Here is a 23,218-nt window from a genome sequence, read left to right as displayed (position 1 = left end):
TCACGGGATTCCTTTCCGGGCGGAAGGGGGAGTGGTGGAGTGCGGGCGGAAAGCTACCTGCAACTGGGAGCGCTCCCAGGTATCAGCCAGATGTTTCCAGCGCGTCTCGTCCCTGTCAATCGATTCGACTGGATGACCTTCGGCCTGGTCGGGGCGCGCCGGCCCGTCCCGGATCGACCGGGTCCGGCAGTGAGATTCACCGCGCCACGCGCAGTCGTCCTGATCTCCTAGAGACAACAACACCCTCCGCCTGGCAGGCTGCCATCCATGACCCTGAAGCTTCGTTCCGTCGGGACGAGCGACCGTGGGCTGATCCGCAGCGGAAACCAGGACGCCATGCACTCCGGTGCCTGGCTCGTCGCCGTCGCCGACGGCATGGGCGGGATGGCGGCCGGCGACCTGGCCAGCCGGATCGCCATCGACGCGGTCGCCCCACTGGACGTGGAGACCCCCGAGGACGCCCTGGTGGCGGCGTTGCAGACCGGCATCGAGCTGGCCACCGCGCGGATCCACCAGGCGGTCGAGGAGGACCGGGAGCGGCAGGGCATGGGCACCACACTGACCGCCCTGCTCTTCTCCCGGACGGGCAGCTGCCTGGCGCTCGCGCACGTCGGTGACTCCCGGGCCTACCTGTTCCGCGACAGCATCCTCAAGCAGGTCACCCGGGACGACACCTTCGTCCAGATGCTGGTCGACCAGGGCGTGATCAGCCCCGAGGAGGCGTCCAGCCACCCCCGGCGGGCCGTGGTCACCCAGGCGTTGCAGGGCGAGCAGGTCTCCCCCTCGTACGCGACGATGGTGCCGCGGGTCGGCGACCGCTGGCTGCTGTGCAGCGACGGCCTCTCCAACGTGGTCCGCCCGGACACCCTCACCGAGGTGCTCCGGGAGACCCCGGACCGGGATGCCTGCGCCCGCCGCCTGATCGACCTGGCGCTGCGGGCCGGTGGCCCCGACAACATCACCGTGCTCATCGCCGACGTCGTCGACGAGTGACCCGGTCCGCCGCCAACCTGCGAACCCGGCCTGCCGGCAACGGACGGGCCGCCCCGTGCGCGGCGGGTGGGCCGGCTCAACGTCGACGGTGCGTGGTGTGCCGGGTCGGCGTGGCCGTGGTCGGGTCCTCGGGCCAGGGATGGCGCGGATAGCGCCCCCGCAGCTCCCCGCGCACCTGCGGGTAGCCGGTGCGCCAGAAGGACGCCAGGTCGGCGGTGACCGCGACCGCCCGGCCGGCCGGCGAGAGCAGGTGCAGCAGCACCGGCACCCGTCCGCCGGCCAACCGGGGCGCGTCCGCCCAGCCGAACGTCTCCTGCAGCTTCACCGCCAGCACCGGCGCGGCCGGATCGGCGTAGTCGACCCGGACCCGGGAGCCGCTGGGCACCTCGATCCGTTCCGGGGCCAGCTCGTCCAGCCGGCCCGCCTGCGACCAGGGCAGCAGCCGACGTAACGCCCCGGTCACGTCGATCCGGGCCAGGTCGGCACGGCGGCGGGCGGCGGCCAGCTCCGGCCCGAGCCACCGGTCGGCGGCATCGAGCAGTGCGGCGTCGGAGACCTCCGGCCAGTCCGCCCCCAACGCCTGCCGGCAGAACGCCAACCGCTCCCGCAGCGCCCGGGCCGCCGGGGTCCAGGTCAGCAGGTCCAGGCCGGCCTGGCGCAGCCCGTCGGCGAGGGCGGCCGCCAGCAGCTCCGACGCCGGCCGGGCCAGCGGGCGGCTGATCAGCTCGATGGCCCCGAGCCGGGTCACCTGCCGGGCCAGCACGTCGCCGTCGACCCAGCCGACCTCGCGTACCTCGGTCAGCAGCGGGCCGCCGACCTCCCGCGCGGTCGCCTCGTCCACCGGGGCGGCCAGCCGGACCCGGGCGGTCGGTGCGCCCGGCGACCGGTCGGCGACCGCCACGGCCAGCCAGGCCGTCCCGGTCAGCGCCGACCCCGCTGCCAGCTCCGCCCCGGTCCCACCCGCCATCAGGTACGACGTCCCGCCGGCCCGGCGCAGCCGGGCCAGCCGCTCCGGGTAGGCCAGCCCCACCAGCAACCCCGCCGCCAGATCATCCGGCAGCCGTCCGCCGCCACCGCCCCGCTCGGTGGTGGTGGGCAGGGCGGCGCGCAGCCGGCGTACCTCCGCGCGCCAGCGGGCGGTGGCACCGGGGTCGGTGTCGTCGCGCAGCCGCCGCCATCCGGCGGTGAGGTCGTCGTGCCGCCCGACCAGGCCGTCCTCGGCGAGCAGGGCGACCAGTTCGGCGGCCCGGTCCCGGCCGACCCGGGCGGCGCCGTCGAGCAGGGCCCGACCCAGCCGGGGATGGGTCCCGGTGGCGGCGATGGCCCGTCCCCGGGCGGTCACCCGACCCTCGGCGTCGATCGCGCCGAGGGTGGTCAGGGTTCCCCGGGCCACGGTCAGCGCGGCGGCCGGTGGCGGGTCGGGCAGCGCCAGGCCGACGCCGTCCGGGCTGCCCCAGGCGGCCAGATCCAGCGCGAACCCGGTCAGGTCGGCGGTGGCGATCTCCGGCGCGGGCTGGGCGGCGAGCCGGCCGTGGGTGGCCTCGGACCAGCAGCGGTAGACCACCCCCGGAGCCTGTCGACCGGCCCGACCGGCCCGCTGGGTCGCGGCGGCCCGGGACACCGGCACGGTGACCAGCGCGCCCAGCCCCCGGGACAGGTCGGTACGGGCCACCCGGGCCAACCCGGCGTCGATCACCACCCGGACCCCGGGCACCGTCAGGCTGCTCTCCGCGACCGAGGTGGCGAGCACCACCCGACGACGCCCGGCGGGGCGCAACGCGGCGTCCTGCGCGCTGGCGGGCAGCCGCCCGTGCAGCGGCAGGACGGCCACCCGGTCGGTCAGGTCGGCCAACCGGCGGGCCACCGCCCCGATCTCACCCGCCCCGGGCAGAAAGACCAGCAGGTCGCCGTCCTGCTCGTGCAGCGCCCGCCGGACGGTGGCGGCGACGTGGTCGAGCAGGGCCGGATCGACCCGGCCCGCGCCCGCTGGCGTGACCGGTCGCGGTGGCGGCGTCCAGACCCGGGCGACCGGGTGCAGGGCCGCCTCGGCGCGGATCACCGGGGCCGCGGCGTCGCCGCCGAGCAGCGCGGCGAACCGGTCCGCCTCCGGGGTCGCCGACATCGCCACCAGCCACAGTTCGGGGCGCAGCGCGGCGCGGGCCTCCACGGTGAAGGCCAGCGCGAGATCCGCGTCGAGTTGCCGCTCGTGACACTCGTCGAGCAGCACCGCGTCGACCCCGGGCAGTTCGGGGTCGCGCAGCAGCCGGCGGACCAGCAGACCGGTGGTGACCACCTCGATCCGGGTGTCCGGGCCGACCCGGCGGTCGCCGCGCACGGCGTACCCGACCCGGTCGCCGACCCGCTCGCCGAGCAGGTCGGCGATCCGTCGGGCCGCCGCCCGGGCGGCCACCCGGCGGGGCTGGGCGACCAGCACCCGGCCGGCCACCCCGTCGGCCACCGCGAGCGGGGCGAGGGTGGTCTTGCCGGTCCCGGGCGGGGCCACCAGGACCGCGCTGCCGGTGCCGGTCAGCGCCCGCAGCAGCGGTGGCAGCGCCGGCCGGACCGGCAGGTCGAGTGGTACGTCGGAGAGCACGGCTGCCACTGTGGCACGCCCGGGGTCAGCCCGGTCGTACCGCCTCCATGCCGGTGACGAAGGCTGTCCAGGCGTGGGCGGAGAAGACCAGCGCGGGCCCGCACCGGTCCTTGCTGTCGCGCACCGCGATCCGGTCGTCGGTGGCGGCGATCTCCACACAGTTACCGTTGCCGCTGCTGCGGCTGCTGGTCCGCCAGTCCATCATGGACAGAGGCAGCGCCTGCATTCCCGTACCTTCCGTTCCCCCCGGGCGTGCCGCAATGCGATCACGCAAAGTGACGAGCAGCCTCCTCCAGGCGGGCCAAGGACTCCGCCGGATCCAGTGCCATCCGGCACAGCTCCTCGTGCACAAGGGTATACCCGCGCACGTGTCCCGTTTCCTCCAGCGCCAGACCCAGCGTGAGATTGTCCAGGTAAACCACGGAATTGTCGGCCGCGTCGGCAAACGTGATGATCACGTACGGGGTGCTCATCGCCGGGTGGCCGCCAGACGCGAACGGCAGTACGTGGCATGTCACGTTCGGTGATTGGGCCACCTGGGTCATGTGGGTCAGCTGCTCCGCCATCACGGCCCGCCCGCCCACCGGGCGCAGCAGCACCGCCTCGTTGAGCACCACCGACAGCTCGACCGCGGGAGACTCCCGGTGCAGCATCTCCTGCCGGCGCAACCGGGCGGCCACCTTGCGCTCCAACCCCTCCTCGCCGGCCGTGCGCCGGAACATCTCTCGGGCGTACGCCTCGGTCTGCAGCAGTCCGGGGACGGACTCGGCCTCGTACGTGCGCAGGCTCTCCGCCTCCGCCTCGAGGCCGACGTAGAACTCGAACCACTCCGGCAGCACGTCGCTGTAGTTCTGCCACCAGCCGCGCTGCTGCGCGCCCCGGGCGATCTCGATGAGCGCCTCGGCATCGACGCCGGTCACCTCGTAGAGGGCCAGGGCGGCGCGGACGTCGCGGGGTTTGATCCCGATCTGGGCGTTCTCGATCCGGGACAGGTTGCTCTTGGACATGTCGAGTTGGCGGGCGGCCACGTCGAGGGTCATCCCCGCACGTTCTCGCAGTTGGCGGAGTTCACGGGCGATGCGGCGGCGGCGAACGGTGGGGCTGGCAGTCACCCTCCGAGTCTGTCACGACAAGATCCGCAGGTCGCCTGAGTACGGAGTGCAACCATCGAATCTGGGAGTTGCAAAGCTGGAGGTCTGCGGGCATCCTGTCACCCGGCGTGGATCACCTGTGGACAATGCGTGGGAGGCTCGTTTGCTGATCGCCGACGAGTTCTTTTTGATTGCGCACAACGACAGCCGTGGCAAAGCCAAGCTGCATCCGAGTGCCACCGGGCTCAGCCTCGCCGCCGGGCTGCTGGCCGAGCTGATCCTGTTCGGACAGATCACCGTCTCCGGTGGACTCGTCACCGTGATCGACCGGCGTCCCCCGGCTGACGCGCTGGCCCACACCGTGCTCGACCAACTGATCGGTGAGTCGCAGCACCAGGCGGTGCGTACCTGGCTCTCATTCCTGGCCCAGTCGTCCACCACCTCGGTGGGGGAGCGGCTGGCCCGCGCCGGGGTGCTGCGTCGACAGGAGAACCGCCGGTTGTTGCGCACCACCGTCAGCTACCTGCCGATCGACCTCAACGCCGCCGCCTGGCCGGCGACCCGGCTGCGCGCACTGGTCGAGCGACCGGAGCAGCCCCTGGTGTCGGATACCACCCTGCTCGGGTTGGTGGCCGCCGCCGGGCTGACCCGCGAGGTGCTGTGGAGCGCCGGCCCGCGTGCCCACCACCGGCTGGCCACCCTCGTCCAGTCGCTGCCCGCCCCCCTGAAGGAACTCGTCGTGCACACCGAGGCCGCGGTCGGCGCGGCGGTGCTGCGCGGCATCCCCTGATCTCGCCGCGCCACCGCCTTCCCCCTCCTCTCCCCTCTCCCGGAGCAGCCCCATGCCCCCCCATTCGACAGTCGCACGACCCAGTAACGTCAGTGACGCCCTGGCCCGCGGCCGCCTCGGTGTGCCGTCGGTCATCTTCTTCGTCCTCTCCGCCGCCGCCCCGCTGACCGTGGTGGCCGGCGTGGTCACCACCGGCTACGCGGTCACCGGCATCACCGGTATGCCGCTGGCCTTCCTCGCGGTCGGCGTCGTGCTGGCGCTCTTCTCCGTCGGCTACGTGGCGATGGCCCGCCGGGTGGAGAACGCCGGCGCGTTCTACGCCTACGTCTCGCGCGGCATCGGCCGGCCGGCCGGCGTCGGCGCGGCCTGGGTCGCCCTGATCGCGTACAACGCGCTCCAGGTCGGTCTGTATGGCGCCATCGGCGCCGCCGCCGCCCCCGTGCTCGGCACCCTCTTCGGCGTCGAGCCGCACTGGGCCGTGGTGGCCCTGGTGGCCTGGGCGCTGGTCGCCTTCCTCGGCCTGCTGCGGGTAGACGTCAACGGCAAGGTCCTGGCGGTGCTGCTGATCGCCGAGATCGTGGTGATCCTCGTGTTCGACCTGGGGCAGCTCAGCAACCCGGCGGGCGGCACCACCAGCTTCGCCGCGCTGGCCCCGTCGAACCTGCTGGTGCCGGGGGCGGGTGCGCTGTTGGTGCTCGCCATGACCGGGTTCGTGGGATTCGAGTCCTCGGTGGTCTTCAGCGAGGAGAGCAAGGACCCCAAGCGGACGGTCCCGCTGGCGACCTACCTCTCGGTGGCGATCATCGCTGGGCTCTACGCCCTCTCCTCCTGGTCGATGACCGTGGCCGTCGGGCCGGAGAACATCTCTGCCGCCGCCGGTGAGCAGAGCATCGAACTGATCTTCAACCTGGCCGCCGCGCACCTCGGCGACACCGCCGTCACCATCGGCCAGGCGCTCTTCATGACCTCGGTGCTGGCCGCCATGATCTCGTTCCACAACACCACCGCCCGGTACGCCTTCGCGCTCGGCCGGGAGCGGGTGCTGCCGGCCGCCTTCGGGCAGACCTCGGCGCGCACCGGTGCACCCCGGGTGGCGTCGCTGGCCCAGAGCCTGCTCGGTCTGCTGGTGATCGTGTTGTACGCGGTCAACGGCTGGGACCCGGTGGTGCAGCTCTTCTACTACGCCGGCACCGGCGGCGGGTTCGGCGTGCTGCTGCTGATCGCCACCACCAGCGTCGCCGTGATCGTCTACTTCGCCCGGTCGGACACCTCGGAGTCGCTGTGGCGGCGGGCGATCGCGCCGGCGCTGGCCACCGTGGCGCTGGCCGCCATCGTCGCGGTGGCGGTGGCGAACTTCGCCACCCTGCTCGGTGTCGCACCGGACTCACCGCTGCGCTGGATCATCCCGGGGGTCTACCCGGTGGCCGCGTTGATCGGCTTCCTCTGGGGCATGGTGCTGCGGTCCAACCGTCCCGACGTCTACGCCCGGATCGGGCGCGGTGCGGAGAGCGCGGCCACCTCACTGTTCGCCCCGCAGGTGGACGGCCCGGTGCCGGCGGAGGCCCGGCGATGAGCACGGTCACCGTCGAGCGACTCGACACCGCCGACACCCGGCTCGTCGCCGAGCGGATCGCCGAGGCGTTCCTGGTGCTCCCGGCGACCCGGTGGCTGGTGCCGGACGAGGCCAAGCGGGAAGCCGTCTTCGCCGACAACTTCGAGATCCTGGTCGACCACGCGATGCGGCACGGCCTGGTCTTCGGCACCGCCGACCGGGACGGGGTGGCGGTCTGGTTGCCGCAGGTCGGTGACGAGTCGCCCGCTCCGGTGGACTACGACGACCGGCTGGCCGCCGCCTGCGGGGAGTGGACTCCCCGGTTCCAGCACCTCGACGAACTGTTCGCGGCCAACCATCCGCACCCTGACCACCACCACCTGGCGCTGCTGGCCGTCCGGCCGGGACGGCAGGGCCAGGGACTGGGCACCGCACTGCTGCGGCACCACCACGCCTGGCTGGACGCCCACCGGGTGCCCGGCTACCTGGAGGCGAGCAGCGAGGCCGGGCGGGACCTCTACGCCCGGCACGGCTACCGGCTGCGGGAGGTCTTCCGGCTGCCCGACGGCACGCCGTTCTATCCGATGTGGCGGGACCCGGTGAGCAGCTGACCGTACCGACGACGAAGGGGCCCCGACGCGAGCGCGTCGGGGCCCCTTCGTGGTGTGGTGGCCGTCGGAGCGGGGGTCGGTCGGCTGCCGTGGCCGGTCCGTCCGGTCGGGTGCCCCGGACCGGGGAAGGCCCGGCCGGCGAACCGCCGACCGGGCCTTGTGGTCGCGGCGGTCACCGGCCCACCGGGCCGGCGACCGCCTCCACCCCTAGTAGGTGCCGTCGAGCTGACCGCGCAGCTTGGTCAGGGCCCGGGCGAGCAGCCGCGACACGTGCATCTGCGAGACGCCGATCTGGTCGGCGATCTGCGACTGGGTCAGGTTGCCGTAGAAGCGCAGGGTGAGGATCTTCTGCTCACGCTCGTCGAGGGTGGCCAACGCGGGGCCGAGGGCGACCCGCAGCTCGGCCAGCTCGAACTCGTTGTCCTCGCCGCCGAGCATGTCGCCCAGCTCGGTGGCCCGGTCACCGTCACCGGTCGGGGTGGACAGCGACACCGCGTTGTAGGCGCGGGCGCCCTCCAGGCCCTCCAGGACCTCTTCCTCGGTGAGCTTGAGGTGGGCGGCGATGTCGGCGACCGTCGGCGAGCGGCCGAGGGTCTGCAACAGCGAGCTGTTGGCGTCGGAGATCGCCAGTCGCAGCTCCTGGAGCCGACGGGGCACCCGGATGTCCCAGGTGCGGTCGCGGAAGTGCCGCTTCAGCTCACCGATGATGGTCGGGATGGCGTAACCGGCGAAGTCGACGCCGCGCGTCGGGTCGAACTTGTCGATCGCCTTGATCAGGCCGACGGCGGCGGTCTGGGCCAGGTCGTCGGTGGGCTCGCCCCGGCCGCTGTAGCGGTGGGCCAGGTGGTTGGCCAGCGGCAGCCAGGCCTCGATCGCCCGGTCCCGCAGCGTGGGCCGGGACGGGTGGTTGGCGGGCAGCGCGGCCATCGCGTTCAGCAGGTCCGCAGCGCTGTCGGTGAGGGCGCGCGGGTCCAGCTTCTCGGTGGTGGGTGGCGTGGTGGTCGCCTGCTCGCTCATGGTTGGCGCGGTCATTGGTGGTCCTCCCTGCACCTCGTCCGCGGAAAAAGGCGTGACGCTTTGGTTTAGCTTCAGATGGGCCGTTCGGAAGCCACCATAGCCTGATCGGTGAGCGGAAATCTAGCCGAAAGGCTGATGTACTTAAGTGATTTCCGCTCACTAAACGGCCAAATCGGGCACAGATTGACCGAATGGTGATCACCGGCACCGCTGCGTGACCCGCCGGAGGGCGAGGTGGGCGCCACCCCCACCGGTGGCCCTGCGGACGGGCCCACCCGGGCGCTGCCGGCGGTGAACCGGTGAACCCGTCCGTCGACCCGAAACCCGACATGCGGGGGGCGGTGTCGGGTTTCCGTCCTTGTCCCGCCGACAGGACCGCCCGTAGCGTCGCGGGGGACCATCCCGGTACGGAGGAAGCACCGTGCTCGACCCCGCGGACCCGCAGCTCGTCGTCGACAGCCGCACACTGCACTTCAGTTGGTTGCCGGCCGACCCGGACGCGGTCGCCGCCCTGGTTCCCCCGGGTCTGCGCCCCCGGCCCGACCGGCAGGTCTTCATGAACCAGTACGTCGTCGAGGACGCCGCCCAGACCTCCGGTTTCGGCGCGTACACGCTGACCTACCTCGGGGTGGCCCTCGCCGGGGTCGACGCGCCCGACGGAAAGACCCCCGGCGGCTGGTGGACCCACTACGTCACCTCCAGCCCCCGGGTCCGCGACTACGCCGCCGCCCGGGGCGCCCCGGCCGTGCTGGGGCGCACCACCCTGCGGCTGCGGGGTGACCTGCTGGTCGCCGACACCGAGGTGGGTGGCCTCCCGTTGATCCGGACCCGGGCCCGGGTCGGTCAGACCGGGCACGAGGTGCGTGCCGGACACCACCGGTACTTCACCATCCGCGACGGCGAACTGGTCAGCGGCATCTACCCGTACGTCTCGGAGCCGGTCAGCCCCTTCGAGATCGAGTCGGTGGAGTTCTTCGACCCGGCGCACCCGAGCTACGCGCTGCGCCCGGAGAACCCCCTGCTCATCGTCGGGGGCTTCTACGCGCCGCGTACCTCGTTCGCCTATCCGGGCGGACTGACCCGGTATTCTCCGCCGCCCCCGGCGACGTCAGCCACCGCACCCACCCGGCCCGCGTCCTGCGGGCCGACCGCGCCGGAGGCTCACCAGGTGCCCTTCCGCCGGGCGTGCAGCGGCCTGCCGTCGGGGTCGTAGACCAGCCGGTAGGCCGGCAGCGCCCAGAGCCGGGTGTACCAGGGCAGCCGCTCGGGTCGGTGCGGGCGCAGCCGGCCCGGTGGCCGGGGACCCGGCCGGCCGGTGTCGTACCACCGCTGGAGGGCGTCGGCCGTCGAGGTGATCGCCGCCACCGCGCCGGCCGGGTCCAGCAGGTCGGCGTCGTCGGCACCCTCCGGGTCGCGGTCCAGGTGCTCCCGCCACAACCGCAGCCGCAGATCCCGGGCGAACACCCGGGCACCGTCACCCTGGCCCGCCGGGTCGGCGGGGGTCCTCGGGTCGCGGGTGTCGTCGAGCACCGCGCAGGACAGCTCGCTGTCGTGCGTCCAGGACCGCCTGTTGAAGTTGTCGCTGCCCACGCTCGCCCAGACGTCGTCGACCACGCAGACCTTGGCGTGCACGTAGACCGGTTCGCCGGCCCGGTTCTCCACGTCGAAGACGTGCACCCGGTCCGGGGCGGCCCGCTCACACAGCGAGAGCGCCTGCTCCCGACCCACCATGTTCGGTGGCAGCGCCAACGCGCCGTCGACGTCCGGGTAGCGGGGGACCACGGCGACCAGGTGCAGGTCCGGATTGGCCCGCAGCGCCTCGGCGAAGAGTTCGGCCACCTCGGTCGACCAGAGGTACTGGTCCTCCAGGTAGATCAGCCGGCGGGCCCGGCGTACCGCCTTGGTGTAGCCGCGGGCCACCGTGCGCTCGCCGTCCGGGGCGAACGCGTAGCGGGGGCGGACCGCCGGATAGGTGCGGAGCACCTGGATGTGGTGCGGGCCGCAGGGCGGCGGGTCGGCCGGCTGGGTGGGCAGCGGGTCGGGGCGGAGGTCGGAACCCCGCAGCCGGTCCCGCAGGTAGGCCAGCGGGTTCTCCGAGTCCAACGGCATCGGGTCGGTCCACCGCTCGCGGAACGTGGTGTCCAACGCGCCGACCGCCGGCCCCCGGACGGCGAGCTGCACGTCGTGCCAGGGCGGGTGCGGGCCGTACCGGGGCGACATGGCGAGGGGCTGCGGATCGCCGTGGTGGTCGGCGTCGTCGCGGCGGCTGTGGCACAGGTCGATCCCGCCGGCGAAGGCGACGTCCCGCTCCGGAGCGTCGGGGTGGCGCAGCACCACCAGCTTCTGGTGGTGCGATCCGCCCCGCCGGACACGCTGGTCGAGCAGCACCTCGCCACCGGCGGCGTTGACCGTCTCGCTCAGGTCCCGGTTCTCCGCCTCGCTGTAGGACAGCGCGTCGAGGTGGGACCGCCAGAGCAGCCCCTTGACCACCACGCCACGCTGGGCGGCCTGCGCGAAGAGCTGGGCCACGGTCGGGCCGTCCGGGCGCATCCGCTCGTCCGGGTCGCCCCGCCAGTCGGTGAAGAACAGGTGGTCGCCCGCGCCGAGGGCCTCCACCGCGCTGACCAGGCGGTCGAAGTACGCCGCACCGTGAATCAGTGGCTCGGCGAGGTTTCCGGTCGTCCAGACGGGTAACCCCGAGACCGGGTTGGCGCGTTCCTCAGCGGTCAGGAACCAGTCCTCGATCGCCACGCTCCCACCTCCCGAGGTCGACGACGTCCTCACGGTAGGACCCCCGCCGCGGATGCGCATTCCGGGTACCACGGAAGACGCCCGGACGGTGGCCTGCCGCACCCCGCAGAGCCGCGAACGCCGAGGAGGCACCGCAATGCCCGCCGAGACGACGAATTCCGCGACCGAGGACCGTACTCAGGCGGTCGAGAGCGAACGCGGCGCGATCCTGGCGGTGCTGCTCATGGTGATCCTCGGGGTGGCCGGGATCTTCGCGGTCTCCTGACGGTCGCCACCCGCACCGCCACCACCTGCGCTCCGCCCTGCCCGAACGGGCGCGTCGGCGGGCCGGGACACCCCGTCCGGGACGGGGAACGGGCGTCCCGGAGGACCGGGACGCCCGTCGGACCGACCGGCCCTCGGGGCCGGCGTACGCCCGGTCAGGGGCGGTCGCCCTGGCCGCCGGTGTGCGGCAGCCGCTGGGCGGGGACGACGCCCAGCTTGCCGGCCTGGAAGTCCTCGAAGGCCTGCATCAGCTCGGCGCGGGTGTTCATCACGAACGGCCCGTAGTGCGCCACCGGCTCCCGGATGGGCTTTCCGCCCATGAGGTAGAGGTCCAGGGCCGGGGTGTTGCCGTCCTGCTTGCCGCCGGCGGTCAGCCGCAGCGCGTCGCCCGGACCGTGCACGGCCAACTGGCCGCCCTGGAAGGGACGCCGGTCGGTGCCGACCGTGCCGCGACCGGAGAGCGCGTAGACCAGGGCGTTGAAGTCGGCCCGCCAGGGCAGGTCCAGCTCCGCGCCGGGCTGGAGCGTGACGTGGGCGATGGTGATCGGGGTGTGGGTCGACCCCGGCCCCTGGTGCCCGGCGACCTCACCGGCGATGATCCGGATCAGCGCGCCGCCGTCCGGCGTGGTCAGCAGCGTCGACTCCCGTCCCCGGATGTCCTGGTAGCGCGGCGGCATCATCTTGGCCACCCGGGGCAGGTTGACCCAGAGCTGGAGGCCGTGGAAGAGACCACCGCTTCTGACCAGGTGCTCCGGCGGGGCCTCGATGTGCAGCAGGCCGCTGCCGGCGGTCATCCACTGGGTATCGCCGTCGGTGATGGTGCCGCCACCACCCTGCGAGTCCTGATGGTCCATGATGCCGTCGATCATGTAGGTGACGGTCTCGAAGCCGCGGTGCGGGTGCCACGGGGTGCCCTTCGGCTCGCCCGGCGCGTAGTCCACCTCGCCCATCTGGTCGAGGTGGATGAACGGGTCGAGATCCGACATCGGCACCCCGGCGAAGGCCCGGCGGACCGGGAAGCCCTCACCCTCGTAGCCGCTGGGGGCGGTGGTCAGCCGGCGGACCGGCCGGTAGCTGGTGGTCTCGTCGAGCCGGGGCAGGCGGGGCAGGACGAGGACGTCGTCGACGGTGATCGCGGGCATCTCAGGCTCCTCAGGTGTCGCGGTGGGTGGACGTCGCGTCCCGGTCGGCGCGCAGTCGCCGGCCGAGTCGGTCGAAGACCCGGGTCAGGGTGGTGACCTCGGCGTCGTCGAGGTCGTCCATCAGGTGCCGGCGGACCGAGGCGAGGTGCCCCGGCGCGGCCTCGCGCAGGGTCAGCAGCCCGGCGGCGGTGAGCACCGCCTCGCTGCCCCGACGGTCCCCGGGGCAGGACTGCCTGGTGACCAGGCCCCGCCGCTGCATGGTGGAGATCTGGTAGGTGAGCCGGCTGGGGGAGAAGACCAGCCGGCCGGCCAGCTCACCCATCCGCAGCCGCTGGCCCGGTGCCTCGGAGAGCAGGACCAGCACGTGGTAGTCGGCGAAGCTCAGCTCCCCGTCGGCGCGCAGATCGTCCTCCAGCTGGGTGAACAGCCGCTGGCTGGCCTCGATGTAGGCCCGCCAGCAGGCCATCCGCTCGCTGTCCAGGCTCTCCGTCATGCCCCGAACAGTAGCACTCCTTCAAATTTTAACAAGCCGTCGATGGCCCGTGTGAGCAGGGAGACAGCATCGCTTGAGAAGTGGAACTTCAGAATTCGAAGGATGGGCCGGAAGGGGATGGGCGACCGGCGTCGGCGGGGTGTCAGACTGCCGGGGTGCAACCCGTGGAGATCACCGCCCCCGGCCTGCTGCTGCGCCCCTGGCGGGCGGCGGACGCGCCGGCCGTGCTGGCCGCCCTGGTCGACCCCGACATCGTCCGGTGGAACGGGCAGGGGGTGGCCGACCTGGCACAGGCCGCCGCGTGGATCGCCCGACGTGCCGACCGGAGCGACGGCAGCCACGTCTCCCTCGCGGTGACCGGGGACGCCGACGGGGCGCTGCTCGGTGCGGTCTCCGTACACCAGATCCGGGACGGCAACGCCGCAGTCGGCTACTGGACCGCCGCCCCGTCCCGGGGACGCGGGGTCGCCGGGCGGGCGCTGGCCGCGCTCACCGGCTGGGCCTTCGCCCGGCTCGACCTGCACCGGATCGAACTGTGGCATGCCGTCGACAACCCCGCCTCCTGCCGGGTCGCCGCGCGCGCCGGCTACCGGCTGGAGGGGACGCTGCGCGAATCCCACCGCTACGGCGACGGCCGTCGACACGACGAACACCTGCACGCCCGCCTCACCACCGACAGCTGACCCCTACCCCGCCCTCCCCACTCCGCCGCTCGCTGCTCGGCTCGCCGTCCGCTGCCCGGCTCGCCGCTCGCTGCCCGGCTCGCCGCCCGCTGCTCGGCTCGGTGATCAAGAGGTTTGGGTCACTTTTCGGCGGAGTTTTGGCGTAAACCTCTTGATCACCGGGGACGGCGGGGGTGGGGCCGGGTGGCTGGTTAGGGTCGTTGGGTGGACGACCTTGATGTGCTCGACTGGCGGGAACGTACTGCGGCGCTGTACCTGTCCGACGTCGACCTGGTCGGCTTCCGGGAGGGCCGCGACGAGCTGTTCCGGACCCATCCGGCCAGCCCGTTGGCGGCGGCCGACCGGGTGGGCTTTCCCGGGCTGGGGTGGTTTCCGCCGGACCCGGCGGCGGTGGTCGAGGCCCCGCTACGCCCCGCCTCGGGCACCGAGACCATCGACACCGGCGGGCCGGACGGCGTGGTGCGCTACCGGCGGGTGGCGGTCGCCGAGACCCCGTGGGGGCCGTTGACCCTGTGGTGGATCGAGGCGTACGGCGGCGGGCTGTTCGTGCCGGTCCGCGACGGCACCAGCGGTCGGGAGACGTACGGCGGTGGTCGGTACCTCACCGACACGGTCAAGGGAACGTTCGGCCGGGGTCTGACCGTGCTTTCCGACCGGCGGGTCCGGCTCGACCCGAACTACCTCTACAACCCCTCCTGCGCGTACGACGACGCCTGGGCCTGCCCGCTGGCACCTCCGGAGAACCGGGTCGACATGCCGATCCGGGCCGGCGAGCTGTCCTACCCTCGCCGCGACGGCTGAGTCAGCGGCCGGGCTGGCGGGTCCAGGTCAGGAAACGGTCGGTGGCGTCCACGGACCTGCCGCTGTCGAGCTGGGTGAGATGGTCTTCCGCCTCCTCCTTCAGCGTCGACAGCAGGGTCAGCAGGCCCGGCCGGTCGTCGGCGTACGCCGCGAGGAGCGCGAGCTTCGCTTCCCCGCAAGGCCACGGGTGGGCGTCGATTCGGCAGAGCCAGGTGGGTGGCAGTGGCGTGTGCCGGCCGGGAACCAGGTCGGTCACGCCACCACGACCTTTCGCGAGACCGGCCTGCGCGGAGCCGGTCGACGGGGTGTGGGCTCCAGGTGCGCGGCTCCGGACGGCATCAGGAACAGGGTCCGGCGGCGGACCGCGTCGCCGGCGGCGTCCAGCTCGTAGGCGTCGATCCACAGCCAACCGTCGTACGTGTGCCAGTCGGTCAGCACCCGGATCACCCGGACCGTGATCGGGCGGATGAACTGCACGCTCGCGGCGCGCGTCAGGTGGAGCACGTCGCCGGGGCGGATCAGGTGCGGGGTCACCGGGCTAGCTCCCGTTCCCGCCGGCGGCCCAGCGGTGCCGGGGGACGGCGTTCGCCAGCCGGCCGGGGCCCCGCCACGGTGGGATGAACGGCCCGATCGGGCCGGGCACCGACGGGCGTGCCGGCGGTGGGTCGTCGTCAGGCTTCCGGCGCGGAGCGGGCTGCGGTGAGCTGTCGGGCTCCGGCGTGTCCGGCACGGTGCTCCCCCTTCGTCGTGGCGGATGGATGGGGGGCCGCCTCCTGCCCCTCCACAGGAGACGGCCCCCGCAGCAGACGCGGCCGGCGGGTGTCTCCTCCAACCGGCGGCGTCGCTCTGCCTGAAACACTGCCAGCGAGTAACGGACGCCTTAACCGCCCGTGTGCAACCATCGAGGGACGTCTAGGAAAGGTCCCTGTGATGCCAAGGAACGATCGCCTACGGGACGTGCTCGCTGCTGCGGGCATGACGGCCAGTGAACTCGCGGCCAAGTGCGACGTCGATGCGAAAACCGTCGAGCGGTGGGTCAGCCGGGGCCGTCTTCCGCATCCACGTTCGCGGGTGCGGGCGGCGGGGGTCCTGGGTAAGGATGTAGACGTGCTGTGGCCTGAAGCTGTGCGTCGTGCGGTCAAGCTGGGCGCTGACCGTGAGCTGGTCGGTGTCTACCCGCGACGCTCTGACCTGCCTCGCTCTCTCTTTCGGGAGCTGATCGAGGGGGCGCGCTCCCGCCTGTGGTTCGGTGGCTACACGAGCTACTTCGTGTGGCTCGAAGTGCCACACGCGGCGGAGACCATCGGCGCGAAGGCCCAGGCAGGTGCGGACGTGCGTTTCCTGCTGGGCGACGCAGCGAGCCAGGTCACCGCCAGCCGGGACCTGATCGAGGCGACGCCGCTCAACCTCGCAACTCGGATCGCCATGACGCAAGCCGAGATCGGAAAGTCGCCCACACCGCTGCCCGTCCGCCTGTCTGACCGTCATATCGCCATGTCTGTCTGGGTGTTCGACGACGACGCACTTGTGGCGACCCACATCGGCGGCGCACTGGGACAGGACTCCGTCACGCTGCACCTTCGCCGCAGGGAGAGCGACGGGCCGTTCAGCAGGTATGTGGAGCACTTCGAGGCGCTCTGGGCCGACGCGGCAGCGGGGCACCCTTCGCTGCCCGAGTGATGGGTGCTCCCGGGGTGTCGTGGTCGGGCCGCTCGCCCGATCGCGGGCCGACGACGCGACCGCCGCCCCGGCGCTGGAAGCGTCGGGGCGGCGGCGAAGCGGGTGGGTCAGCGGGCGGTGGCCCCGGTCGGGGTCAGGTGCATCCGGCCGAGCAGCTGCCGCGCCTGGTCGGCGAGGGCGGCGTCCACGGTCACCGCGTACTGGCCGGCCCGTAGGGAGCTGGCCGAGGTGAAGTCGCGCTGGCCGCCGGACATGGCGTGCGCCACCGCGCCGAACACGGCCCCCCAGATCGCGCCGATCACCAGTCCGACCAGGATCACCGCGAGCCAGTTGCCGACGGTGAAGATGCCGAACAGCAGGCCGATGAAGAGGCCGAACCAGGCGCCGGTGCCGGCGCCCAACAGGGCGGCGCGTCCCGTGGTGAGCCGGCCGAGGACCGTCTCCACCAGGGTGAGGTTGGTCCCGACGATCGCCGTGTGCTCCACCGGGAACCGGTTGTCCGCCAGGTAGTCCACCACCCGTTGCGCGGACGGATAGTCCGGGTAGGAGCCGATCGTCACCGTGGGCGGGCCGGCCTGTGGGCCGTACCCGTCGCCCGGGGGCGTCGCCGGCCGACCGGCCGGACCGGACGGGAGGTTGTCGCCGCCCGGCATCCCGGGTCGCCAGGTGGCGGTCGGGTTCGATGCTCTGGTCATGGCATCCTCCTTCGTCAACGACCGGCGTTCCCGCCGGCCCGCCGAGGTAACGCCGGTCGGCGCGGTAATCCGGGCCCGCCGCGCCGACGACCCGGTGGGCCAGAACGCCGGGCGGTCGAGGAATGCGGTACGAGGTGTCCGGGTACCCCGGCCCGTGGACAGCGGACGGATCAGCGAGCACGGCTTCCTGGCCGACGGGCGCAGCGCCGCACTGGTGGACCGGCACGGCTCGGTCAACTGGTGGTGCCCCGCCCGGTTCGACAGCCCCTCGGTGTTCGGACGGATCCTCGACGACCGGGCCGGGCACTTCACGATCGCGCCCGAGGGCGACGACGTGCGGGTGACCCGCTCGTATCTGGACGACACGCTGGTCCTGCGTACCGTCTTCCACACCGGCACCGGGTCGGTGGCGGTCACCGACGCGCTGGCGCTGGAGCCCGGCGCGCGGGGGCACGACATCGGCCTGCGCTCGCCCCGGGTGCTCGCCCGGCTGGTCGAGGGGCTCTCCGGCGAGGTGCCGGTGCGCGTCGAGTTCGTACCCCGGTTCGAGTACGGCCGGGTCACCGCGTACCTGACCCGATCCGACGGGGTGATCGACGCGCGGGCCGGCGCCTGCCGGCTCAGCCTGCGCTCCGACGTGCCGTTGGCCTGCCGGCACGGCGACGCCGTCGGCCGGGCGACGGTCCGCGCCGGGGACACCCTGCGGCTCACCCTCGGGTACGCCCCGACCTACGGCGGCGACGACCCGGCGCTGCCCGACGCCGACCGGGTGGTGGCCGACGCGGTGGCCGGCTGGCGCTCCTGGGCCGACCTGCACGACTACCGGGGGCACTACCGCGACCAGGTGCGCCTCAGCGCGATGGTGGTGCAGGGCATGACCTACCAGCCCAGCGGGGCGGTCGTCGCGGCGGCGACCACCTCGCTGCCGGAGCGGCTGGGCGGTGACCGCAACTACGACTACCGCTACGTCTGGGTGCGGGACTTCAGCCTCACCCTCCAGGCGCTGTGGCGCTCGGCCTGCCCCGACGAGGCCGACCGGCAGTTCTCCTGGGTGGCGCGGGCGATGGGCCGGATCGACGACGGCCGGGTGCCGATCATGTACGGCGTCGAGGGGGAGCGGGACCTCACCGAACACACCCTCGACCACCTGCGCGGGTACGCCGACAGCCGGCCGGTGCTCGTCGGCAACGACGCGTGGAAGCAACGGCAGAACGACGTGCTCGGCGAGATCCTCGACGCCGCCTGGCTGATGCGGCACTACCTGGACCCGATGTCGCCCGACGTGCGGCACCTGCTGTGCGCCCTGGCCGACCAGGCGGTCCGGGCCTGGCACCTGCCGGACTCCGGGATGTGGGAGACCCGCGACGCCGAACGGCACTACCTGTCGTCGAAGGTGCAGTGCTGGACGGCGTTGGACCGGGCGGTGCGCTTCGGCCCCCGGCTCGGCGACCCGGCCGACATCCGGCGGTGGGCCCGGGCCCGCGACGAGGTCCGTGCGGCGGTGCTGGAGCGAGGTTGGAACGACCGGCTGGGCGCGTACACCGGGGCCTTCGACTCCGACCGGTTGGACGCCTCGGTGCTGCTCATGCCGCTGGTCGGCTTCCTGCCGGCCGACGACCCGAGGATGCGCTCCACCATCGACGTGGTGGAGCGGGGGCTGTCGCGTGACGGTGTGCTGCGCCGCTGGGACGGCGACCCGGCCGGCTTCGTGATCTGCTCGTTCTGGCTGGCCAGCTGCCTGGCCCTGGCCGGCGAGCAGGAGCGGGCGGCCCGGCTGTTCGAGCAGCTCGCCGGTCGGGTCAACGACCTCGGCCTCTATGCCGAGCAGATCGACCAGACCACCGGCGAGCAGTTGGGCAACTTCCCGCAGGCCTTCTCGCACATCGGCCTGATCAACGCCGCCGGGTTGCTCACCGACGTCGCCGAACGACGGCACGAGGTCTCGGCGGACCGGCCGCACCTCGTGGCGACCGGCGCGGAGGTCGTGGCGACGTCGACGCGAGCCGTGCCGACCGGCACGGGACCGACGGAGGGAGCACGCTGATGAACGGACGACTGACCGGCCGGACCGCCCTGATCACCGGCTCGGACTCGGGCATCGGGCAGGCCACCGCTATCGAGTTCGGCCGGGAGGGCGCCGACGTGGTGGTGCACTACCTGGACGATCACGCCGGCGCGAACCACACCCGGGCCGAGATCGAGAAGGCCGGTCGGCGGGCCGTGGTGGTGCAGGGCGACATCAGCGTCGAACACCAGGTCGAGGCGATGTTCGACGAGGCCCTGGCGGAGTTCGGCGCGTTGGACGTGCTGATGAACGACGCCGGGGTCGACGCCTCCGGCATCGGCGTCGCCGACCTGGACACCGAGACCTGGGACCGGTGCATCCGCACCAACCTGTACGGGATGTTCTTCTGCGCCCGCCGGTTCGTGCGACACCGCCGTGACCAGGGCGGGGGTGGGAAGATCATCAACATCACCTCGATCCACCAGGAGGTGGCCCGGGCCGGCGGCGCGGACTACGACGCCAGCAAGGGCGGCATGCGCGAACTGGCCAAGAGCCTCGCGCTGGAGGTCGCCCCGATGCGGATGAACGTCAACAACATCGGGCCCGGGATGGTGCTCACCCCGTTCAACCAGCAGGCCATCGACGACCCGGCGTACCTGGAAGAGCAGGTGCAGAGCATCCCGTGGAAGCGGGCCGCCGAACCGGCCGAGATCGCCAGACTGGCCGTCTTCCTGGCCAGCGACGACGCCGACTACGTGACCGGGTCGACGTACTTCATGGATGGTGGCCTGATGCAGAATCAGGGCCAGGGCGCCTGAGCCGACCCGGCCGCGCCCGGCCCCCACTCCCGGCACCGGAAGGCCCGTCCGATGCGGCTGCTCATGATCGCCGACACCCACCTGCCCCGTCGCGCCCGGGACCTGCCGGACGAGGTCTGGGCGGCGGTGGACGCCGCCGACGTGGTGCTGCACGCCGGAGACTGGGTCGAGGTGGGACTGCTCGACCGGCTGGCCGGGCGGGCCCGTCGGCTGGTCGGCGTGTACGGCAACAACGACGGCCCCGAACTGCGGGCCCGACTGCCCGAGGTGGCCGAGGTGGAGCTGGCCGGGCTGCGGGTGGCCGTGGTGCACGAGACCGGGCCGAAGACCGGGCGCGAACAGCGCTGCGCGGCCCGGTTCCCCGACCGGGACCTGCTCGTCTTCGGCCACTCGCACATCCCGTGGGACAGCGTCGCGCCGGGCGGCCTGCGGCTGCTCAACCCCGGTTCGCCCACCGACCGGCGGGCCCAGCCGTACGCCACCTACCTGACCGCCGAGGCGGCGGCGGGACAGCTCGACCGGGTCGCGCTGCACCGCCTGCCGCCCCGCTGAGGTCACCGGCCCCGGCCGGTCTCCTCCTGCAACTCGTCGATCCGCCGGGACGCCTCCGCCTTGGTCAGGGCGTCCGGCACCTCCTCGCCGGCCTCCCGGGCGAGGGTGTGCAGGTAGGACTCCTGGGCGGCGGTCGGCGGCTCGTCACCGGTCACCCACTGCTCCGGGTTCTTGATCGCCCCACGTGGGTCGGGCTGCTGGTCGTTACGGTCGGTCATCACGTTCACCTCTCCTCGAACAGCCGTGCCAATACCCCGCGGGTCGCCCCGTCATGCCGGTCGAGGTGCCTACGATCAACCGGTGGACGCGGATGTGATCGTGGTGGGTGCCGGCATCGCCGGGGTGGCGTGCGCCGGTGAGCTGGTCCGGGCGGGTGTCCCGGTGCAGATCCGGGAGCGCGGGCGGGTGGCGGGCGGCCGGATGGCCAGCAGACGCTTCGACGGCCGCCCCGCCGACCTGGGCGCGGCGTACCTCACCGCGGACGACCCGGACTTCGTCGAGGTCGTCCGGCGCTGGCAGGCCACCGGGCTGGTGCGCGAATGGACCGACACCTTCGTCGCGTACGGCCCGGACGGCCGGCGGGAGGTGCCCGGCCCGGTCCGCTGGGCCGCCCCGCGCGGCCTACGGTCCCTGGTCGAGGAGTTGGCCCGGGAGTTGCCGGTGACCGTCGACCGGTTCGTGTCGGGCGTCGGGCCGGGGCCGGTGGTGGACGGCGGGCCCGCCGCCGCCGTGGCGCTGTGCACCCCGGGTCCGCAGGCGGCCCTGCTGCTCGACCCGGCGCTGACCGGCGTCACCGGGGCCGCCGCACGGCAGCGGTGGTCGCCGGTGCTCGCGGCGGTGTTGCGGTTCCCCGGTCGGCGGTGGGCCGACTTCCGGGGCGCCTTCGTCAACGGGCACCCCGTGCTCGCCCTGGTCTGCGACGACGGCGACCGGCGTGGCGACGCCGCCCCGGTGCTGGTCGCCCACACCACGCCGGAGTTCGCCGCCGGTCACCTGGCCCAGCCCGGGGCCGCCGGCCCGGCGATCGAGGAGGCCGTCCGCGACCTGCTCGGCCTGCCGGACCCGGCCGAGCTGACCCACGTGCACCGGTGGACGTACGCCCGCCCGGTCGAGCCGGCTCCCGACGGGACGTTCTACCTCGACGACGACCTGGTGGGGCTGGCCGGGGACGCCTTCGGCAAACCCCGGGTGCAGAGCGCCTGGTGCTCCGGCCGGGACCTGGGCCGGGAACTGGCCCGCCGACTCACCGCCGGTCGCTGACCCTGTCGCCGCCGCGCTCTGTCGCTGACATGGCCGGTGTCTGGCGTGGCCGGTGGCTGATGCTGCCGGTCCCTGCCGGCCGGGGCTCTCGCGTGGGACCCCGGTCAGCCCCGGACGCCGTCCAGGGCCGGCGCGTCGCGTCGACCCTGCTCCGACGGGTCGGAGGTGCGTTCACCGGCCCGGTCCAGCAACTGCATCACCGGGGTCGCGGCCATCCCGTGCACCACGACCGAGACGACCACCACCAGGCCGACAGTCGCCCAGATCAGGTCCGCCTGCGCGAAATCCGCCTTGGTGGTGGCGTACGCCAGATAGTAGAACGAGCCGACGCCCCGGATGCCGAACGACGAGATCACCCAGTGCTCGGCCGGTCGACCGGGTGCGCCGCGCAGCGACAGCCAACCGACCAGCGGCCGGATGACGAAGACCAGGGCCAGCCCGACGGTTGCCGCCTGCCAGGTCAGCGGGGCGAGCAGGCCGGTGATCACCGCGCCGCCGAAGAGCAGCAGCAGCAGGACGGTCAACAGCCGCTCGGTCTGCTCGGCGAAGTCGTGCAGCACGGCGTGGAACTCGTGGGTCCGCTCGGCGGCCCGGATCGCCCGCGCGGCGACGAAGACGGCCAGGAACCCGTACCCGCCGATCACCTCCACCAGTCCGTAGGCGAGGAAGGTGGCGGCCAGCGCGAGGAATCCCTCGGCGTGCCGGGCCAGCCGCAGCTCGCTCGGGGCACGGAAGAAGAGCTTGCCGAGCAGCCAGCCGATCAGCAGACCACCGCCGACGCCGGCGGCCAGCTTGTAGAGCACGTCGACGGCGAACCACTCGGTGATCCAGCCCGACGGGGCCAGTCCGACGCTGGCGATCGCGATGGCCGCGTAGACGAACGGGAAGGCCAGGCCGTCGTTGAGGCCGGCCTCGGAGGTCAGCGCGAAGCGCACCTCGTCCTCGGAGTCCTCCGCGTCGGTGGGTTCGCCGACCTGGACGTCCGAGGCGAGCACCGGATCGGTCGGGGCGAGGGCCGCACCGAGCAGCAGCGCGGCGGCCGGCACCAGACCCGCCCACCACCAGCCGAGCAGCGCCACCGCCGCGATGCAGAGCGGCATCGCGATCGCCAGCAACCGCCAGGTCGACGACCAGCGCTTCCAGCTCAACGGTCTGTCGATCTTCAACCCGGCACCCATCAGCGCCACGATCACGCCGATCTCGGTCAGGTGGGTGGCGATCTGCGGGTACCGCAGCGGGTCCGGGGCGGGCAGACCGATGGGCAGGGCGAAGACCAGCATCCCGAGGCCGAGGAACGCTATCGGCATGGACAGCGGGCGGCGCTCCAGCAGTCGGGGGAGCACCCCGGCCAGCAGGGCCCCCGCGCCGACCAGCGCGAACTCGACATCGACCAGTTCCACCCCGACCACCTCTCACCCCCGGCCACG

Annotated in this window: 24 protein-coding genes and 1 pseudogene; 13 read left to right on the top strand and 12 right to left on the bottom strand. The window is 73.1% G+C overall.

What is annotated here, in order from left to right:
• Positions 1–267 precede the first annotated feature (267 nt).
• Entirely contained in the window at positions 268–993 is a 726-nt protein-coding gene (locus GA0070216_RS16340) for a PP2C family protein-serine/threonine phosphatase (RefSeq protein ID WP_091246571.1), read from the top strand.
• Positions 994–1,069: 76 nt separating this feature from the next.
• Here the strand turns inward: GA0070216_RS16340 and hrpB are convergent, their stop codons facing one another.
• Genes hrpB through GA0070216_RS16325 form a run of 3 tightly spaced genes read right to left on the bottom strand, consistent with a single transcriptional unit; the run spans position 1,070 to position 4,698 of the window.
• A complete protein-coding gene (hrpB, locus tag GA0070216_RS16335; protein WP_091246874.1) occupies positions 1,070–3,586 on the bottom strand; it encodes an ATP-dependent helicase HrpB in 2,517 nt (838 codons plus the stop codon).
• 25 nt (positions 3,587–3,611) lie between these two features.
• A complete protein-coding gene (locus tag GA0070216_RS16330; protein ID WP_091246569.1) occupies positions 3,612–3,812 on the bottom strand; it encodes a DUF397 domain-containing protein in 201 nt (66 codons plus the stop codon).
• A gap of 40 nt (positions 3,813–3,852) precedes the next feature.
• Positions 3,853–4,698 carry a helix-turn-helix domain-containing protein gene (locus tag GA0070216_RS16325; RefSeq protein ID WP_091246566.1) on the bottom strand — a complete coding sequence of 282 codons (846 nt, stop codon included), beginning with the start codon at positions 4,696–4,698 and terminating at the stop codon, positions 3,853–3,855.
• Positions 4,699–4,840: 142 nt separating this feature from the next.
• Here GA0070216_RS16325 and GA0070216_RS16320 point away from each other — a divergent pair, with 142 nt between their 5' ends.
• From GA0070216_RS16320 to GA0070216_RS16310, 3 genes are read left to right on the top strand one after another with little or no spacing between them, the layout of a single operon-like run.
• Positions 4,841–5,467: a GOLPH3/VPS74 family protein gene (locus GA0070216_RS16320; RefSeq protein ID WP_176739003.1), complete on the top strand. Its 627-nt coding sequence runs from the start codon at positions 4,841–4,843 to the stop codon at positions 5,465–5,467.
• A gap of 52 nt (positions 5,468–5,519) precedes the next feature.
• Positions 5,520–7,040, top strand: coding sequence for an APC family permease (locus GA0070216_RS16315; protein ID WP_091246562.1), 1,521 nt, complete (start codon positions 5,520–5,522; stop codon positions 7,038–7,040).
• Entirely contained in the window at positions 7,037–7,630 is a 594-nt protein-coding gene (locus GA0070216_RS16310) for a GNAT family N-acetyltransferase (RefSeq protein WP_091246559.1), read from the top strand. The genes GA0070216_RS16315 and GA0070216_RS16310 overlap by 4 nt, the downstream gene beginning before the upstream one ends.
• A 207-nt stretch (positions 7,631–7,837) precedes the next feature.
• Here the strand turns inward: GA0070216_RS16310 and GA0070216_RS16305 are convergent, their stop codons facing one another.
• The gene (locus GA0070216_RS16305) at positions 7,838–8,662 is read right to left on the bottom strand and encodes a SigB/SigF/SigG family RNA polymerase sigma factor (RefSeq protein WP_091246558.1); all 825 of its coding nucleotides are present in this window, start codon (positions 8,660–8,662) and stop codon (positions 7,838–7,840) included.
• Between the two features lie 406 nt (positions 8,663–9,068).
• Here GA0070216_RS16305 and GA0070216_RS16300 point away from each other — a divergent pair, with 406 nt between their 5' ends.
• Positions 9,069–9,860 (top strand): hypothetical protein, encoded by a 792-nt coding sequence (locus GA0070216_RS16300; protein ID WP_091246556.1) that lies wholly within the window; start codon positions 9,069–9,071, stop codon positions 9,858–9,860.
• Here GA0070216_RS16300 and GA0070216_RS16295 read toward each other — a convergent pair.
• Positions 9,809–11,398: a phospholipase D family protein gene (locus GA0070216_RS16295; protein WP_091246554.1), complete on the bottom strand. Its 1,590-nt coding sequence runs from the start codon at positions 11,396–11,398 to the stop codon at positions 9,809–9,811. The genes GA0070216_RS16300 and GA0070216_RS16295 overlap by 52 nt on opposite strands.
• A 136-nt stretch (positions 11,399–11,534) precedes the next feature.
• Here GA0070216_RS16295 and GA0070216_RS36130 point away from each other — a divergent pair, with 136 nt between their 5' ends.
• On the top strand, positions 11,535–11,663 hold the full coding sequence (locus GA0070216_RS36130; RefSeq protein ID WP_255597954.1) for a hypothetical protein: 129 nt from the start codon (positions 11,535–11,537) through the stop codon (positions 11,661–11,663).
• Positions 11,664–11,817: 154 nt separating this feature from the next.
• Here GA0070216_RS36130 and GA0070216_RS16290 read toward each other — a convergent pair whose 3' ends face one another.
• Both GA0070216_RS16290 and GA0070216_RS16285 read right to left on the bottom strand, forming a co-directional pair.
• Positions 11,818–12,804, bottom strand: a complete 987-nt coding sequence (locus tag GA0070216_RS16290; protein WP_091246552.1) for a pirin family protein — start codon at positions 12,802–12,804, stop codon at positions 11,818–11,820.
• Positions 12,805–12,814: 10 nt separating this feature from the next.
• Entirely contained in the window at positions 12,815–13,297 is a 483-nt protein-coding gene (locus GA0070216_RS16285) for a MarR family winged helix-turn-helix transcriptional regulator (protein WP_091246549.1), read from the bottom strand.
• 155 nt (positions 13,298–13,452) lie between these two features.
• Between GA0070216_RS16285 and GA0070216_RS16280 the strand changes: the two genes are divergently transcribed.
• Complete coding sequence (locus GA0070216_RS16280; protein WP_091246547.1) at positions 13,453–13,980, top strand: GNAT family N-acetyltransferase; 528 nt, start codon at positions 13,453–13,455, stop codon at positions 13,978–13,980.
• A 204-nt stretch (positions 13,981–14,184) separates the two neighbouring features.
• Positions 14,185–14,781, top strand: coding sequence for a DUF1684 domain-containing protein (locus GA0070216_RS16275; RefSeq protein WP_091246545.1), 597 nt, complete (start codon positions 14,185–14,187; stop codon positions 14,779–14,781).
• Position 14,782: 1 nt separating this feature from the next.
• Here the strand turns inward: GA0070216_RS16275 and GA0070216_RS16270 are convergent, their stop codons facing one another.
• Positions 14,783–15,037, bottom strand: a complete 255-nt coding sequence (locus GA0070216_RS16270; protein ID WP_245722536.1) for a flavin reductase — start codon at positions 15,035–15,037, stop codon at positions 14,783–14,785.
• Entirely contained in the window at positions 15,034–15,315 is a 282-nt protein-coding gene (locus GA0070216_RS16265) for a hypothetical protein (protein ID WP_245722535.1), read from the bottom strand. The genes GA0070216_RS16270 and GA0070216_RS16265 overlap by 4 nt, the downstream gene beginning before the upstream one ends.
• A gap of 396 nt (positions 15,316–15,711) precedes the next feature.
• Here GA0070216_RS16265 and GA0070216_RS16260 point away from each other — a divergent pair, with 396 nt between their 5' ends.
• Entirely contained in the window at positions 15,712–16,461 is a 750-nt protein-coding gene (locus GA0070216_RS16260) for a helix-turn-helix domain-containing protein (RefSeq protein ID WP_245722534.1), read from the top strand.
• Positions 16,462–16,568: 107 nt separating this feature from the next.
• Here GA0070216_RS16260 and GA0070216_RS16255 read toward each other — a convergent pair whose 3' ends face one another.
• A complete protein-coding gene (locus GA0070216_RS16255; RefSeq protein ID WP_091246539.1) occupies positions 16,569–17,156 on the bottom strand; it encodes a YflT domain-containing protein in 588 nt (195 codons plus the stop codon).
• Between the two features lie 154 nt (positions 17,157–17,310).
• On the opposite strand from GA0070216_RS16255, the pseudogene GA0070216_RS16250 reads away from it, so the two are divergent.
• The 3 genes and pseudogenes from GA0070216_RS16250 to GA0070216_RS16240 all read left to right on the top strand — a co-directional run.
• A pseudogene (locus GA0070216_RS16250) lies at positions 17,311–19,074 on the top strand (glycoside hydrolase family 15 protein); the annotation flags it as partial.
• Between the two features lie 125 nt (positions 19,075–19,199).
• Positions 19,200–19,979: a glucose 1-dehydrogenase gene (locus GA0070216_RS16245; RefSeq protein WP_091246533.1), complete on the top strand. Its 780-nt coding sequence runs from the start codon at positions 19,200–19,202 to the stop codon at positions 19,977–19,979.
• A gap of 51 nt (positions 19,980–20,030) precedes the next feature.
• Positions 20,031–20,531 (top strand): metallophosphoesterase family protein, encoded by a 501-nt coding sequence (locus tag GA0070216_RS16240; protein WP_091246531.1) that lies wholly within the window; start codon positions 20,031–20,033, stop codon positions 20,529–20,531.
• A gap of 2 nt (positions 20,532–20,533) precedes the next feature.
• Here the strand turns inward: GA0070216_RS16240 and GA0070216_RS16235 are convergent, their stop codons facing one another.
• Complete coding sequence (locus GA0070216_RS16235; RefSeq protein WP_091246864.1) at positions 20,534–20,749, bottom strand: DUF3072 domain-containing protein; 216 nt, start codon at positions 20,747–20,749, stop codon at positions 20,534–20,536.
• Positions 20,750–20,843: 94 nt separating this feature from the next.
• Between GA0070216_RS16235 and GA0070216_RS16230 the strand changes: the two genes are divergently transcribed.
• A complete protein-coding gene (locus GA0070216_RS16230; RefSeq protein ID WP_091246530.1) occupies positions 20,844–21,791 on the top strand; it encodes an NAD(P)/FAD-dependent oxidoreductase in 948 nt (315 codons plus the stop codon).
• A 104-nt stretch (positions 21,792–21,895) separates the two neighbouring features.
• Here the strand turns inward: GA0070216_RS16230 and GA0070216_RS16225 are convergent, their stop codons facing one another.
• Positions 21,896–23,191, bottom strand: coding sequence for a cation:proton antiporter (locus GA0070216_RS16225; RefSeq protein WP_091246528.1), 1,296 nt, complete (start codon positions 23,189–23,191; stop codon positions 21,896–21,898).
• Positions 23,192–23,218 lie beyond the last annotated feature (27 nt).

The sequence above is a fragment of the Micromonospora matsumotoense genome (assembly GCF_900091525.1).
Taxonomy (GTDB): domain Bacteria; phylum Actinomycetota; class Actinomycetes; order Mycobacteriales; family Micromonosporaceae; genus Micromonospora; species Micromonospora matsumotoensis.
The sequence above is the reverse complement of the archived record's forward strand: the minus strand, read 5'-3'. Positions and strand labels throughout refer to the sequence as shown.

Excerpts from the sequence above, each read along its gene's own strand:
- GA0070216_RS16340 (WP_091246571.1), top strand. The coding sequence starts at position 268 with ATGACCCTGAAGCTTCGTTCCGTCGGGACGAGCGACCGTGGGCTGATC.
- GA0070216_RS16330 (WP_091246569.1), bottom strand. The coding sequence starts at position 3,812 with ATGCAGGCGCTGCCTCTGTCCATGATGGACTGGCGGACCAGCAGCCGC.
- GA0070216_RS16315 (WP_091246562.1), top strand. The coding sequence starts at position 5,520 with ATGCCCCCCCATTCGACAGTCGCACGACCCAGTAACGTCAGTGACGCC.
- GA0070216_RS16310 (WP_091246559.1), top strand. The coding sequence starts at position 7,037 with ATGAGCACGGTCACCGTCGAGCGACTCGACACCGCCGACACCCGGCTC.
- GA0070216_RS16305 (WP_091246558.1), bottom strand. The coding sequence starts at position 8,662 with ATGACCGCGCCAACCATGAGCGAGCAGGCGACCACCACGCCACCCACC.
- GA0070216_RS36130 (WP_255597954.1), top strand. The coding sequence starts at position 11,535 with ATGCCCGCCGAGACGACGAATTCCGCGACCGAGGACCGTACTCAGGCG.
- GA0070216_RS16290 (WP_091246552.1), bottom strand. The coding sequence starts at position 12,804 with ATGCCCGCGATCACCGTCGACGACGTCCTCGTCCTGCCCCGCCTGCCC.
- GA0070216_RS16285 (WP_091246549.1), bottom strand. The coding sequence starts at position 13,297 with ATGACGGAGAGCCTGGACAGCGAGCGGATGGCCTGCTGGCGGGCCTAC.
- GA0070216_RS16260 (WP_245722534.1), top strand. The coding sequence starts at position 15,712 with ATGCCAAGGAACGATCGCCTACGGGACGTGCTCGCTGCTGCGGGCATG.
- GA0070216_RS16255 (WP_091246539.1), bottom strand. The coding sequence starts at position 17,156 with ATGACCAGAGCATCGAACCCGACCGCCACCTGGCGACCCGGGATGCCG.
- GA0070216_RS16245 (WP_091246533.1), top strand. The coding sequence starts at position 19,200 with ATGAACGGACGACTGACCGGCCGGACCGCCCTGATCACCGGCTCGGAC.
- GA0070216_RS16240 (WP_091246531.1), top strand. The coding sequence starts at position 20,031 with ATGCGGCTGCTCATGATCGCCGACACCCACCTGCCCCGTCGCGCCCGG.
- GA0070216_RS16235 (WP_091246864.1), bottom strand. The coding sequence starts at position 20,749 with ATGACCGACCGTAACGACCAGCAGCCCGACCCACGTGGGGCGATCAAG.